We start from the raw sequence: 13,721 nt of genomic DNA on the forward strand, positions 1-13,721 counted from the left end.
CGCTCACCGGCCGGCCGCCACGTCGTCGTTCGTCATGCCACCGCTGGTCATGTTCTCGCCAGCCACGGAATCGTGGTCCGTGTCAGACCGTGCGCGACCCCCGCGGATCGAGCGTTCCAGCTCGAGGATGGCCTGCGCCTGTGCGTGGTCGGCGTGCCGGTAACCGTACTCGACGGCGTCGAAAAGATCAGCGGCCCAACGGAGTTGGCCGCGTTCGTCGGCGAAGACGATGCCGAGTCGACGCGACGCTTCGCGAGCGGTCAACGACGGTGCCGCGACGATGTACCCGCGTTCGATGCCCCGTCGGGCGAGTGCGCGCATCGCTTCGCGCACGCAACCGTCGGGATCGCCCCTATCGAGGAGTTCCTCTGCGGCCGAACGGTATTCGCCGGACTTGAGTGTCAGGTCGTCGAGGGGAGCCGACGTTTCGGTGCGCCGCGCCCGCGGGGTGCGGCGCACGAAGAAGATCGCGAAAGCCACGAGTGCGATGAGCACCAACACCACGACAACGATGGTCACGATCAGCGTCGTGTCCGGAGCTGGTCCGCCGGTGAAGAAGTCGTAGAGGACGGAGAAGAAGTTCCGTCTGGGCTCAGGCGGCTGCGCGGGCGTGGTTGCCTGCTCGTGATACTCCGGCTTCGACAGTTCGTCGTCGGCCCAGCGTCGGGCAGTGTCGTTGTCGGGATGCAGGCCGTCGGCCAGCAGCAGCACGCTCACGGCGCGAATCCCCGCACAGGCGGGTTCAAGGAGCGTGCGTCCATCGCGACCCCCTCATCCCGTGCTGTTCGTGGCCCCCGGCTGGTTCCCGCGCTGAGCTCTCAACAGCGGCCATCCGTAGCCGTCCGTTGCGAGGGCGAACTTATCAAACCGCCGACGGCACGGCCCAGATTGTCGGTTTCTCAGATGAAGGGTGAGGTCGTGGGTGATCGCTACTTGCGATGGAGTGCGAGTGCGATGTCGTCGGGTCCGAGTTCGGTGCCGTCGGGTCCGACGACCGCGGCATGGATGGGCTCGCCGTCGGCGTCGGTGAGGTCGAGCGGGGCTCCGCTGGGCTGGAGGTACCGGTCGCCCCACTGCATGAGCGCGACGATCACCGGCAGTAGCCCGCGGCCCTGCTCGGTGAGTCGGTACTCGTTGCGGACGCGCTGGCCGGGCTCGCGGTAGGGGACCTTCTCGAAGAGTCCCGCCTCGGTGAGCTCCCGTAGGCGAGCCGATGCGACGGCGTCGGTGATCCCGACGCGGCGCGCGAACTCGTCGAATCGTGTTGCCCCGTAGAACGCTTCACGCAGGATGAGCATCGCGGATCGGGTGCCGATCACGCCCATGGCTTTGTCGATCGAGCATCGATTCGCCGTCCACTTGTCCCTTTCAGCTAGAGGTCCGCGTAACTCCATACCCACAGTCTAGCTGACTTGACGATGTCATAGTCAGCGGGTAAACAGTCTGACTATGGAAAACGAAAGCCAGAGCGAGCGGCGGCACAGCGCCGGTGCTCTTCTCGCGGTCGCGTGCGGCGCGCCGTTCCTGGTCGCACTCGACCTCTTCGTGGTCAACGTGGCATTCGACGACATCGCCGAGGACTTCGGTGGCGCACAGCTCACCGCGGTCAGTTGGACGCTCTCGGCCTACGCGATCGTCTACGCCGCACTTCTCATCCCGCTGGGAGCCGCGAGCGACAGACTGGGCAACCGCCGCGGCTTCATCGGTGGAGTCGTCGTGTTCACCGCGGCAAGCGCCCTCGCGGCATGCGCACCGACACTCGGTGTGCTCATCGCCGCGCGAGTGCTGCAGGCCGTCGGCGCGGCAGCACTCACACCCGCGAGCCTAGCGCTGCTGGTGACGTCGGTGCCACCGGAGCGTCGGGCAGGTGCGGTGCGCATCTGGGCCGCGACGTCGGGGATGGCGGCGGCGCTCGGACCGGTCGTCGGCGGTATCCTCGTCGAATTCTCCTGGCGTGCAGCATTTCTGATCAACGTGCCGATCGGAATCGCGTTCGTGATCGCGGCGGTCCGGGTCTTCGGACGCGACTCCGGTGTGCAGCAACAACGCTCCGGCGCTGCCGTCTCGGTCGGAATGCTCACCGGCGCCGTGCTACTCGCGGCGTCGAGCGCGCTCGGCGTCCTCTACCTGGTGCAGGGCGACGAGTGGGGATGGGGTTCAGCGCGCGCGATCGCCGTGCTCGCCGCTGCCGTGATCCTGGGTGTGGCTTTCGTCTTCATCGATCGGCGATCCGACGACCCGCTGATCCCCACAAAGTTGTTCTCGCGCCCTGAGTTCTCCTTCGGGACGGCGGCGATGCTGCTGTTCAGTATCGCCTTCGCCGCCGGCCTGCTCGACGCAATCCTGTTGCTGCAGAAAGGCTGGGGCTATTCGGTGATCCGCAGCGGCCTGGCAGTCGCGCCCGGCCCGCTGATGGTGCCTGTGGCAGCGGTGCTGGTCTCCCGGATGGCGCGCACGGTCTCACCGTGGTTGCTCGCCGCCGCGGGAGCGGGCCTGTGGGCCATCGGAATGGTGCTGATCGGAATCAGCACCGATGCGTCCGATCCCAACTACGCCGCCGGTTTCCTGCCCGGCTGGCTCCTCGGCGGATTCGGCGTCGGGCTGGTCATTCCGGCGTTGATCGCCACCGCCACAAGCGGACTCGACGCCGCCATCGCCGGCCGAGGCAGCGCGGTGATCACGATGTCGCGACAGCTGGGTACGACGATCGGCACCAGTGCGCTCGTCGCCATGCTCGGAGCGGGAGTGACGACGGGAACCTGGTGGGTCTGCGCGGCATTCGCCGCAGGCGCAACGATTCTCGCGCTCGGCCCGCTTGTGCGCCGTACGTCCGGTCAGGCTCGAGCGGTCGCGGCGTCGAACATCGGTTGATGCGGTCTTGCGATCGCAGGAACACTCCGCTCGAACATATTCGGGCACAGCATGATTCACCCCACGAAAGGTATGAAGGTCATGAACACAGCAGTCATCGTCGACGCGGTGCGTACTCCGGTCGGCAAGGGCAAGCCGACGGGCGCTCTGCACGACGAACACCCGGTCGACCTCCTGGCTCACCCGCTGCGGGAACTACTGTCACGCAATGCAATCGATCCTGCCGACATCGACGATGTGATCACCGGCGTTGTCACGCAGGTCGGTGAACAGAGCCTCAACATCGCGCGTCGCGGGCTATTGGCGGCCGGCTACCCGGAATCGGTGCCTGGCGTCTCGCTCGACAGACAGTGCGGCAGTGGGCAACAGGCGATCGCGTTCGCGGCGCAGGGGGTCATCGCGGGCGCCTACGACGTCGTGGTCGGTGCAGGCGTCGAATCGATGTCGCGGGTACCGATGGGATCGGCGGCCTTCGGCACCGACGACCTCAACGGCGTGGCCTTCGGCGAACGCTACCCCGAAGGGCTTGTCGGGCAGGGCATCTCGGCGGAGCTGATCGCGGCCAAGTGGGGCATCTCGCGCACCGAGATGGACGAGTTCGCCCTGCGCTCACACGAACTGGCCGCAGCAGCGACGAAGAACGGTCTCTTCGACAACGAGATCGTTCCGCTTGCGGGGCTGACCACAGACGAGGGGATCCGCGTCGGCTCGACGCTCGACACACTTGCAGGCCTTCGTCCCGCCTACTACGACGAGGCGATCGCGCAACGATTCCCGCAGATCGGCTGGAACGTGACAGCGGCCAACGCGAGCCAGATCAACGACGGGTCGGCAGCGGTCCTGGTGATGAACGAGGAGCGGGCGCGACAGCTCGGACTGCGACCTCGGGCGCGCGTGCACTCGTTCGCCGTCGTCGGCGACGACCCGCTGCTCATGCTCACCGCGATCATTCCTGCGACCCGCAAGGTGCTGGCCCGCGCGGGACTGAGCCTCGACGACATCGACCTGTTCGAGGTCAATGAGGCGTTCGCGTCCGTGGTGCTCGCCTGGGCAAAGGAACTCGACGTCGACCTGGACCGCGTGAACGTCAACGGTGGCGCGATCGCGATCGGGCATCCGCTCGGCGCGAGCGGTGCACGCATCGCCGCGACCGCCATCAACGCGCTCGAACAGCGCGGCGGGCGCTTCGTGCTGCAGACCATGTGCGAGGCGGGCGGAATCGCGAACGCCACCATCTACGAGCGCCTCGACTGATACTTTGTCTCCAAAGTAGAACACGTTCTAGATTTGGAGACAAAGTATGACCGTCGAACAGGAACAGACCGAGCTGTCGAGCAAGATCGCCGCCGCCGTAGGTGCGTACATCGATCTGCTCACCAACGGCACCGCCGAGCAGATCGCGGATCTCTTCGCCGCAGACGCGACGGTCGAGGACCCGATCGGTGCCGACATCCGCAACACCCGCGAGCAGCTCGTCGAGTTCTACTCGATCATCACCGGCATGGACGAGCACGTCGCCACCCTGAACTGGAAAAAGATCGCGGGCGACACCGCGGTCTTCGAGTTCACGCTCGTCACCGGCACGTCCGACATGCGGTTCGAGATCACTCCGATCGACATCATGGTCTTCGACGCCGACGGCAAGATCTCCTCCATGCGCGCCGTCTGGGAGCCGAGCGACCTCAAGCAGTTGTAGGGGAGTTCCCGCCGATCTCGAGGGCTACCCCGCCTGATCGGGCCCCCAACCGCTGATCGAGCTTGTCGAGATCACTTCGCCGCGGGGTGTGGTCTCGACCAGGGTGCTCGCTGCGCTCGCGCCCGCTCGACCAGCGGGAGGCGCTGCGCCCGCTCGACCAGCGGTGGGGACCCCGCCGATCGAGCGTTATCCCCGCTGATCGAACGCTGTTCCCGCTGATCGAGCTTGTCGAGATCACCCGCCCGGAGGAGTGGTCTCGACCAGGGTGCTCGCTGCGCTCGCGCCCGCTCGACCAGCGGGAAGGAGCTTGTCGAGATCACCCACGCCCGGTCGGCCGCAGCACGATCTCGGTGGGGTGCGCGTCGGCCGGGGTGTGGATCGCGGCGACCACCGCGCCCGCGACCGTCGAGGGCTTCAGGAACTTCGACGCGTCGTAGTCGTCGCCCTCGATCGCGACCAGCTCGCGCTGCATGTCGGTGTCGATTCGCCCGGGGAACACCGACGTCACGCGCAGCGCGGTCTCCTCGCCGCGCAGGGCGTCGGCCAGCGCGCGCAGCCCAAACTTGCTCGCGGCGTATGCGCCCCAACCGGGGTTGGCGCGAATCCCCGCGCCCGAGTTGATGAACACGACGTGACCCTGCGCCGCCCGTAGCGCGGGAAGCAGCACACGCGTCACCTCGGCTGCGGCTACGAGATTCACCTCGAGCACGTGCCGCCACTCGTCGGCGGGTGTCTCGGCGACAGTGCGCAGCGTCGAACCGACTCCCGCGCTATGGACCAGTACGTCGAGCGACGGTATCGACTCCGCGGCTGCGGCAACCGATTCGTGGTCGGTGAGTTCGACGGCGAATGTCATGGCACCCAGCTCTGTGGCGAGCGCGTCGAGTGCGGCCGACGGCCTGCCGCCGAGAATCAACGAGTGGGTCGGTGCGAGTTGTCGGGCGATCTGCTCGCCGAGTCCGCGGCTTGCTCCGGTGATCAATGCGGTTGGCACGCGTCCAACCGTACCGGCGGTCACGACCGACGACCTCGAGCGGCGAGGACCGTCGAGGCAGTGCAGAATCAACGCGTGGCCAGGTATGGATTCACCCCAACGCAGTTGTCGGCACGAGCCGCGTATCTGCTCCGCGGAAACGATCTGGGCACGATGACCAGCGCGGCACCCCGCCTCTACCCGCACATGTGGAGCTGGGACGCGGCGTTTGTGACGGTCGGTCTCGCACCGCTGAGCGTCGAGCGTGCCGTCATCGAGATGGACACATTGCTCTCGGCGCAGTGGTCGAACGGCATGATTCCGCACATCGTTTTCGCCAACGGGCGTGACGGGTATTTCCCCGGTCCCGGTCGATGGGAGTGCTCGCGCCTGGCCGACGCCGCACCCGACTATCCGGAGACGTCTGGCATCACGCAGCCGCCGGTGCACGCGATCGCGGTGCAGCGCATCCTTGATCACTCACGACGACACGGCCGTTCGACGCGGGCCGTCGCGAACGAATTCATCGACCGCCGGTGGGGCGCGCTGATGCGCTGGCATCGTTGGCTCGCCCACGCGCGCGATCCGCTCGGGCGCGGTCGCGTCACGATCTACCACGGCTGGGAATCGGGAATGGACAACTCGCCGCGCTGGGACGGTCCGTACTCGCGTGTCGTCCCCGGCGAGGATCTGCCGCCCTACACCCGCGCCGACCTCGAGCACGTCACCGACCTCTCGATGCGCCCGACCGACCTCGAATACGACCGCTACATCTGGCTCGTCGAAGAGATGAAACGAGCGCACTACGACGACGAGGTCCTGCCCAAGGTCATGAGTTTCATGGTCGAGGACGTCTTCGTCAGTGCGATCTTCGCCGTCGCGTGCGATGTTCTCGCGACGATCGGAGAGGACTACTCCAAGCCGCGCGCTGATGTGCGAGACCTGCGGGCATGGTCGGATCGGTTCAAGGCTGGCGTGGTGGCCGCCGCGAACGACCGCAACGGTGCCGCGCGTGATTTCGACCTGCGCGCGGGGCAGTGGATCAACTCCGAGACCATCGCGGTGTTCGCGCCTCTCCTGTGCGGCGGGCTGTCCCGCGATCGGGAACGCGCGCTCCTACGACTCTTCGACGGCCCGCGCTTCTGCGGACACCCCGACCTGAGGTTCAGCGTCCCGCCGTCGACGTCGCCGATCTCGGCCGACTTCCGCCCACGCGAGTATTGGCGCGGCCCGGTCTGGCCCGTGATGACGTGGCTGTTCAGCTGGGCCTTTGCACGCCGCGGGTGGACAGAACGCTCCGCCCGACTCCGTGAAGAGGGCTTACGGCAGGCAACCGACGGCGCGTTCGCCGAGTACTACGAGCCCTTCACCGGCGAAGCGCTCGGCAGCATGCAACAGAGCTGGACCGCGGCGTCGGTGCTCGACTGGCTCGACTGACTGCGGCTCCGTACGGGTCGACGCTGCATAAGACAAAGGTTGCCCCGCGGTCCGAAGTGGACCGCGGGGCAACCTCTTTCGTATTGGGCGAGACTCAGAACTCTTCCGCACCGACCAGCGCGGCGTCCTCGTCGACGTGGTGCGACTCCGCCTTCTTCGACTGCACGAACCCGACCGCGATCACGGCGACGGCGCAATAGCCGACGGCGAACCAGAACGGGGCCGCCGGAGCGAACCACTCCGCGAGGTAGGCGACCAGCACGGCCGACGCCGCGCCGCCCATCCAACGCAGGAAGCTGTAGCCGGCACTGGCAACCGAGCGCGGCTTGTTGGGGTCGGCCGACGACATCGCAACGCCGGTGAACAGCGTGTTGAGGATGCCCGACGGGAGACCCGAGAGCACGATCGCGAGTCCGGTCAGCCACACCTGGTCGGTGGCGACACCGACCGCTGCGAGCGCCATGACGACGCCGTATCCGACGATCGCGGTCATCACGCCGCCGCGCTGTCCGATCCACTCGGCGAGCCGCGGCCCGACGAAGACACCCGAGAGTGCGGTCAACAGACCCCAACCGAAGAACACCATGCCTGCCGGAATCGGCTTGAGTCCCATCGCAAGTGGGGCATACGCGATGACGGTGAACAGGGCGCCGGTGTAGAACGCCGAGCCGATCGACGTCAGCAGCAGGGTGCGGTTACGCAGCGCCTTGAGGGGGTCGACGACGCTGACCGCGACACGTTCGGAGCGCGGACCGTCGGACGGCAGCATGAACGCACACAGCACAGCACCGATCAGCATGAGGACGGCGGTACCCGCGAACGGTGCACGCCACGTCCACGCTCCGAGCAGTGCTCCGAGTAGCGGACCAACGGCCAGGCCGACGCCGAGCGCGGCCTCGTACAGCAGGATCGCGCCGTGCTGCCCGCCCTTGGCCGCGCCGACGATGAATGCCAGCGCCGTCGCCATGAAAAGCGCGTTGCCGAGACCCCAGAGCACGCGCATCGCGATGAGGTGGTCGATGTTGCCCGCGAACGTCGAGACGCCCGCTGCGATGACGATCAGTGCGAGGCCGACGGTCAGCGTGCGCTTGGGTCCGTAGCGGAACGCGGCCCAACCGGTGATCAGCATGGCGATCACCTGCACACCGAGGTAGACGGCGAAGAGCAGCGTCAGCTTCGACGGCGGCGCGTTCAGTTCTTCGCGGATCGTGTTGAGGATCGGGTCGACGAGGCCGATGCCCATGAAGGCGATGACCGCAGCGAACGCGGTCACCCACACGGCTCGGGGTTGACCCTTGAAGGTCTCGATCAGTGAATGGGAGTGCTCCTCTGGCGCCGACTGCGTCGGCTTCTCCGTCGTGGTTGTCACATCTACCTCGTGTTCATTGTCGAAAGTTGTTGCTTACTAAAGTCTTTGGGGCTGGAGCCTTTGGGGACTGCTACTTCGCCGCTGCTTTTTACTTCGCGGGGGTCGGGGTCCCCTCGAGCTCTGCGTGCAGTGCCCGAAATGCGGGTGCCGCAGCGGCGAGCCGCGCCCGGTCGTCGTCGGAAAGCCGTTCGAGTGCTGCGGCGAGCGCGTCTTCGCGTTGCCCCCGAACCCGCTCGAGAACCTCGTGCCCGTGGTCGGTGAGCCGCACCAGCACGGCGCGTCGGTCATCGGGGTCTGGTGCACGAACCACCAGTCCGCTCTTGCACAGGCCGTCGACCAGGGCTGTTGCCGTTGGCATGCGGATGGACTCGCGCTCGGCGAGTTCGCCCATTCGCATCGGCTCGTGGTCGACGATCGTGGCCAGCGCCGACGCCTGAGCAGCGGTGTACTCGGGAATCGGGGTGTGCCGACGCAACGCCAGGTAGAGCCGCGTCACGGAGGGGCGAAGCGCTCGGGCGATGTCTGCACTGTTCTCGGTCACGTTTAGTAACTCTAATACTTAGGCTTATGAATTAAAAGGCCGAACGGTAGTGTGGCGCTGTGACTCGTGACACGAAGAAGAAGCTCACCCCTGCGAAGCGCGCACTGATCAGCGTCGCCGCCGTCGCACAGTTCGCCCTGCAGGGCTACGCCCTACGCGACCTCAAGAAGCGCCCCGCCGAGCAGGTCCGCGGCCCCAAAAAGCCTGGGCCGCAGCGAGTTTCATCAACTACATCGGCCCGATCGCGTACCTGGGCTTCGGGCGGAAGTCGGCGTAGGAGCGTCCGGGAGTGCGCAGAAAACTGCACCTCTCGGGGCCTCCGCACGTACCGGTACATGCGAGCGACCCAGGGACTGCAACTTTCTGCGGAGTGCGGGCAACCGGCCCGCAGAAGCGTGGCGCGCAGTCACCGGGGCGCCCGCAGCAACGCAGCGCGGCCTGCACCGACGGGCCCCGCAGAAAACCGCACCCCTCAGGTCACCCGCACGTACCGGTACGTGCGAGCGGCCCATGGGCTGCAACTTTCTGCGGACTGCGGCGCGCCCGCGCGCAGCGGCCGAGCGTGCAGCAACGTGGCGCGTGCAGCAGGCGGTCGCGCAGACTGCAGCAACAGGGCGCGCGCAGCAACAGGGCGCCCGCAGAAAACCGCACCCCTCGGGTCACCCGCACGTACCGGTACATGCGAGCGGCCCACAGGGCGTCACTTTCTGCGCAGCGCCAGCCCGACCGAACCCGACCCTAGAACCGGCCCCCGACGCCGATGCGGCCCGAGCTCGACGACCCGCCGAACGAGCCGGGGCTGCGGCCGCCGCCGCTGGTGTAGCCGCCACCGCCGAAGCCGCCCCCGAACCCTCCGCCGTAGCCTCCGCCGCGCATGGTCCCGCGCAGGAAGCTGTCGACCAGGATGCCGCCGAGTACCGCGCCCGTGGCCGCTGATCCGGTGCTCGATCGCGGCTGCTGGCTCTGCTGCCAACTCACCACGTCGCCCTGCGCCGCCATGAGTGCCTGGTCGGCGAGCGAGCCGGCTCGACGCGCCGCGTCGGTCGACGCCGTGGGGTCGCTCTGCGCGGTCGTGTTGGCCGACTGCAGCAGGCGCTGCGCTTCGGCGAGGCGGGTGCGTGCGGTCGACCCGATCGCGCCGCGTCGAGTTGAAATGAAGTCCGACGCCGCGGTGACCTTGGCCTGCGCGCTGGTCAGCGCAGCGGTGAGTACTTCGGTTCGCTGCTTGCGCTGTGCCAATGCGCCGCGGGCGGCATCGAGCGCGACGTCGAGGTCGGCGTCGGCGTCGACCAGTGCGGTGAACACTCCCAAGAGGTCCTGGTCTGTCCCGGACTTGGCGCGTTCGAGCGCCGTGGTGGCCGATGCGACCGCTGTCGCCAACTCCGGCCCGCCATCCGATGACAGCCCGGACGCCTCCTGCAACTCGCCCTCGACCTCGGCGATCAGCGCGGGAAGCTGGGTGTGCGCGGCGGCGATGTTGGTGTCGGCGTTGTCGATCGCGTCGAGGAGCTTGTCGGCCTGGCCGATGGCGCCCTCCGCCGAGCGGATCGCGGCAACGGCTGCACCCTGCTCGCCGACGGGACGCGCGATCGCCGCACGACCCTGATCCGCGCTGCTCTCGGCAAACCCGATCTCCTGCGCGGCAAGGTCGACGTTGTGCTCGATCGAGTGCAGAGTCGACGCGCCGTACTTCTGCGACAGCGTCGTGAGTTGGCCGGCCGCGCCTTCAAGGCGTGCTCGCAGCGCGACGAGTTGCTGCGTGATCTGAGCGAATCGGGTGTCGGCGTTGATCAACAGGTTGCGCATCTCGTCGAAGGCCGAGACCTGCTCGTCGAGTGCGGCGTCGACGTCGGTACAGGTTGTGATGATCTGCACCAGCATCGAGCGTCGTTCGTCGGGTGTCTCCGGGATGTCGTCGTCGAGTCGTTGTCGAAGCGAGAACGATGTCGCGAGACCACGTTTCGCCGCGTCGAGCGCCTGCGTGAAGGGTGCGGTCTGGGCTGGACCGAACTCGTCGACGGCCAACCGCAACTCCTCCTCGCTCGTGCGGATCGCGTTGTCGGTGTCGGTCAAGACCTCGCGCGACCAGGGTTCGAGTACTTCGATCGGCTGTGACAGCAGTTCGTCGCCGGTGAGTTCCTGTTCGCGAACGGAGTCGAGCTGGGACTCGAACTTCTGCTTTCGACGCCGCCGCGAGTACAGGTAGGCGCCACCGCCGCCGACGACCGCGACACCACCGACCGCTCCGGTGACGATCGCGGCGGTGTGCGACGGCGTGAGCGCTGAGCCGAGGCCGTTCGCGGCGCCGACGGCCGCGCCCGGCCAGTCCGACTTCTTGAGCGCGGGCACGATGTTGTCCTGGGCAATCGAATCGAGCGTCGAACGGTCCAGACCGTCGACCGAATCGGGGGCGTCGAAGCGGTACGCGCGGTCGTCGGTGGCGACGGCGAGGAGCACGTCGTGCTCGCCGAGGTCGCTCATCTGCACGGTCTGCGAACCCCATTGCTCGCTGCCCAGACCGTTGAATGTCTTGACGTAGACGACCCACAACTGCACGCCGTGTTCGCTGTAGAGCGTTTCGACGGCTTGCTGCACCCGCGTGCGATCCGACGACGAGAGCGCGTCGGCGGGGTCGGTGACCTGGTCGGGTAGTCGCATCGGCGGCTCGGCGCGCGCAGAGTCCGCGGCCACCGACGTACCCAGCGCCGCAAGCATGAGGAGTGCTCCCACAATCAGCACACGCAGGAGAACGCGCGGGTCCGTGATGTTCTTTCCGACAGCAAGCGGTCTGAGCATGTCATCAAATCTAGGCCGTTGACGCCGTCGGACCGAAGGCAGCCACGCCCGTCTCGGGGCAATTGCCCCGATCGCCCGACGAACGTCGCGTGAACAGCAGTGCCCCGCCGGGGATCGCCGCTCAGGCAGCCGCCGTTCGACGTCGCTTCGTCGGCAACGGGATCTGTGCCGACGTCGTGTGCTGGTAGTCGGCGTATTCGGGATACTTCGACAGCGTCAGCGACTCGGTGAACTTGGTAGAGCCGACGAACAGCAGCGTCAGCAGCACCGCGCCGACGATCGTCGGCTGCAGGATCGCCCCCGCGGCCACGGCGCCGAACAGGTAGATCACCCACCACTGGGCCTGCTCGAAGAAGTAGTTCGGGTGCCGCGAGTAGTGGAACAGCCCGGTCGTGCAGAACCGCGTCGACGTCTGGCCAGCAGCCTTGCGCGCGTGGAACTCCCACTGCTGCTGGTCGGCTGTGGCCTCCCCGGCGAGGAACGCCAGGAAGGCTACTGCGAGCACGACGTCGAGCACACCGAACCCGCCCGGATGACGCTGCGCGGTGTAGCCGGGCAGCGTGATCAGCACGAGCAGCAGGTTCTGGTAGATCACGATGAAGAACAGGTTGAACAACCAGAACTGCCACTTGCTCATCCGGGAGCGCAGCACGGCCCAGCGGTAGTCTTCGGTGCCGGTGTACCCGCCGCGTCGGGCGAAGTTGAACGTCAGTCGGATGCCCCACGCCGTCACGAGCACCGCCATCACCGTCACGCGAACGTCGAAGTGGCTGTACGCCGCGAACACCCAGAGGTAGATGACAGGTGCGATCGACCAGATGCGGTCGACCCAGGACGTGTCGCCGGTGATCAGCGACGCAACCCAGCAGCCAAGCGAGATGACACCCGCGATGATCGCGACGACGGCGAGGCTCGACATCTCGACTCAGTTCACCCGCGCCAGCGGCACAGGGCTTCGACGGCCGTGAGGTCGTAGTCGGGGCCGGTGGTGCCGACGGTGATCAGTGAGACGCCCTCGGCGCTGATGGCGTCGGCGGTGCGCACCAGTTCCTCGACGTCGCCGGTGAACGGGATGCCCGCCGACCGCTCGATGGTCTCGGGGTCGCGACCGATCTCCTCGCAGTACCCCGACAGCACCTTGGTCTTGTGCCGGTAGGTCTCGACGTCGTTGAAGCCGTGCCAGGCGTCGGCGTACTTCGCGACGAGCGGGAGGGTCTTCTTCTCGCCGCTGCCGCCGATGAGGACCGGAATGTGTCGGGTGGGTTGGGGATTGAGCTTCTCGAACCGCGAGGCGATCCGTGGGAGTGCCTCGCCCAGCTCGCCGATGCGGCTGCCCTTGGTGCCGAAGTCGTAGCCGTACTCGTCGTAGTCCTTCTCGAACCAGCCCGCGCCGATACCGAGGATGAGTCGGCCACCGGAAATGTGGTCGACGGTGCGCGCCATGTCGGCCAGCAGGTCGGGGTTGCGGTACGAGTTGCACGTGACGAGCGCACCGATCTCGACGCGTTCGGTCTGCTCAGCCCACGCACCGAGCATGGTCCAACACTCGAAATGCGCCCCGTCGGGGTCGCCGTAGAGCGGATAGAAGTGGTCCCAGTTGAAGATGATGTCGACGCCGAGGTCTTCTGCCCGCAAGACCGCGTCGCGGATCAGCGAGTAGTCGGGGGCGTGCTGCGGCTGGATCTGGACTCCGATGCGAATGGGAAATGCCATGTCTCCCAGTCTGCCCCTCCATTGCCGCCGCGTCGATGACCGACTTCCGGTGCCCGAGCGCAGTCCCCTGCTGCCCGCTGGTCGAGCGCACCCTCACGCTGGTTGAGCCCGTGTCCCGCTGGCCGAGCCCCCACCGCTGGTCGAGCTTGTCGAGACCACCGCCGGTCGAGCGCACCCCCACGCAGGTCCAGCGCCTACCCCGCTGGTCGAGCCCACCCCCACGCTGGTCGAGCTTGTCGAGACCACCCCGCGCGCCTGTCTCTTATACACATATCCGAGCCCACGAGACTAGCGCTCCTCTCGTTTGGCGGCTTCTGCGTGAAAA

Annotated in this window: 12 protein-coding genes; 4 read left to right on the forward strand and 8 right to left on the reverse strand. The window is 67.1% G+C overall.

Translation table 11 applies throughout. The features are described 5' to 3' along the window. Nucleotides 1-3 precede the first annotated feature (3 nt). Together A5785_RS08140 and A5785_RS08145 are read right to left on the reverse strand one after the other, a co-directional pair. Nucleotides 4-717 (reverse strand): DUF4129 domain-containing protein, encoded by a 714-nt coding sequence (locus A5785_RS08140; RefSeq protein WP_064865754.1) that lies wholly within the window; start codon nt 715-717, stop codon nt 4-6. Between the two features lie 212 nt (nt 718-929). After that, nucleotides 930-1,394, reverse strand: a complete 465-nt coding sequence (locus A5785_RS08145; protein ID WP_064865756.1) for a winged helix-turn-helix transcriptional regulator — start codon at nt 1,392-1,394, stop codon at nt 930-932. A 55-nt stretch (nt 1,395-1,449) separates the two neighbouring features. On the opposite strand from A5785_RS08145, the gene A5785_RS08150 reads away from it, so the two are divergent. The 3 genes from A5785_RS08150 (at nt 1,450) to A5785_RS08160 (ending at nt 4,567) form a co-directional block, all read left to right on the forward strand. Then, a complete protein-coding gene (locus tag A5785_RS08150; RefSeq protein ID WP_064865758.1) occupies nt 1,450-2,871 on the forward strand; it encodes an MFS transporter in 1,422 nt (473 codons plus the stop codon). 81 nt (nt 2,872-2,952) lie between these two features. After that, nucleotides 2,953-4,125 carry a thiolase family protein gene (locus A5785_RS08155; protein ID WP_064865773.1) on the forward strand — a complete coding sequence of 391 codons (1,173 nt, stop codon included), beginning with the start codon at nt 2,953-2,955 and terminating at the stop codon, nt 4,123-4,125. A gap of 46 nt (nt 4,126-4,171) precedes the next feature. Further along, nucleotides 4,172-4,567 carry a nuclear transport factor 2 family protein gene (locus A5785_RS08160; RefSeq protein WP_064865760.1) on the forward strand — a complete coding sequence of 132 codons (396 nt, stop codon included), beginning with the start codon at nt 4,172-4,174 and terminating at the stop codon, nt 4,565-4,567. A gap of 316 nt (nt 4,568-4,883) precedes the next feature. Here the strand turns inward: A5785_RS08160 and A5785_RS08165 are convergent, their stop codons facing one another. Beyond that, nucleotides 4,884-5,561: an SDR family oxidoreductase gene (locus tag A5785_RS08165; RefSeq protein WP_064865776.1), complete on the reverse strand. Its 678-nt coding sequence runs from the start codon at nt 5,559-5,561 to the stop codon at nt 4,884-4,886. A 75-nt stretch (nt 5,562-5,636) separates the two neighbouring features. Here A5785_RS08165 and ggh point away from each other — a divergent pair, with 75 nt between their 5' ends. Beyond that, nucleotides 5,637-6,977 carry a glucosylglycerate hydrolase gene (gene ggh / locus A5785_RS08170; RefSeq protein ID WP_049699465.1) on the forward strand — a complete coding sequence of 447 codons (1,341 nt, stop codon included), beginning with the start codon at nt 5,637-5,639 and terminating at the stop codon, nt 6,975-6,977. A 94-nt stretch (nt 6,978-7,071) separates the two neighbouring features. On the opposite strand, the gene A5785_RS08175 is transcribed toward ggh, so the two are convergent. From A5785_RS08175 to A5785_RS08195, 5 genes are all read right to left on the reverse strand, one after another. Beyond that, nucleotides 7,072-8,346, reverse strand: a complete 1,275-nt coding sequence (locus A5785_RS08175) for an MFS transporter (RefSeq protein ID WP_064865762.1) — start codon at nt 8,344-8,346, stop codon at nt 7,072-7,074. Nucleotides 8,347-8,434: 88 nt separating this feature from the next. Beyond that, entirely contained in the window at nt 8,435-8,887 is a 453-nt protein-coding gene (locus A5785_RS08180; protein WP_064865765.1) for a MarR family winged helix-turn-helix transcriptional regulator, read from the reverse strand. A gap of 738 nt (nt 8,888-9,625) precedes the next feature. Then, nucleotides 9,626-11,683: a TPM domain-containing protein gene (locus tag A5785_RS08185; protein WP_064865767.1), complete on the reverse strand. Its 2,058-nt coding sequence runs from the start codon at nt 11,681-11,683 to the stop codon at nt 9,626-9,628. Between the two features lie 121 nt (nt 11,684-11,804). Then, nucleotides 11,805-12,602: a DUF1295 domain-containing protein gene (locus A5785_RS08190; protein WP_064865769.1), complete on the reverse strand. Its 798-nt coding sequence runs from the start codon at nt 12,600-12,602 to the stop codon at nt 11,805-11,807. Nucleotides 12,603-12,613: 11 nt separating this feature from the next. Then, nucleotides 12,614-13,396 (reverse strand): LLM class F420-dependent oxidoreductase, encoded by a 783-nt coding sequence (locus A5785_RS08195; protein WP_064865771.1) that lies wholly within the window; start codon nt 13,394-13,396, stop codon nt 12,614-12,616. Between the last annotated feature and the right edge of the window lie 325 nt (nt 13,397-13,721).

It is taken from the genome of Gordonia sp. 852002-50395_SCH5434458 (assembly GCF_001665905.1).
Lineage (GTDB): Bacteria > Actinomycetota > Actinomycetes > Mycobacteriales > Mycobacteriaceae > Gordonia > Gordonia jacobaea.

Coding starts and splice junctions, on each gene's coding strand:
- A5785_RS08145 (WP_064865756.1), bottom strand. CDS start 1,394: ATGGAGTTACGCGGACCTCTAGCTGAAAGGGACAAGTGGACGGCGAAT.
- A5785_RS08150 (WP_064865758.1), top strand. CDS start 1,450: ATGGAAAACGAAAGCCAGAGCGAGCGGCGGCACAGCGCCGGTGCTCTT.
- A5785_RS08155 (WP_064865773.1), top strand. CDS start 2,953: ATGAACACAGCAGTCATCGTCGACGCGGTGCGTACTCCGGTCGGCAAG.
- A5785_RS08160 (WP_064865760.1), top strand. CDS start 4,172: ATGACCGTCGAACAGGAACAGACCGAGCTGTCGAGCAAGATCGCCGCC.
- A5785_RS08185 (WP_064865767.1), bottom strand. CDS start 11,683: ATGCTCAGACCGCTTGCTGTCGGAAAGAACATCACGGACCCGCGCGTT.
- A5785_RS08190 (WP_064865769.1), bottom strand. CDS start 12,602: ATGTCGAGCCTCGCCGTCGTCGCGATCATCGCGGGTGTCATCTCGCTT.
- A5785_RS08195 (WP_064865771.1), bottom strand. CDS start 13,396: ATGGCATTTCCCATTCGCATCGGAGTCCAGATCCAGCCGCAGCACGCC.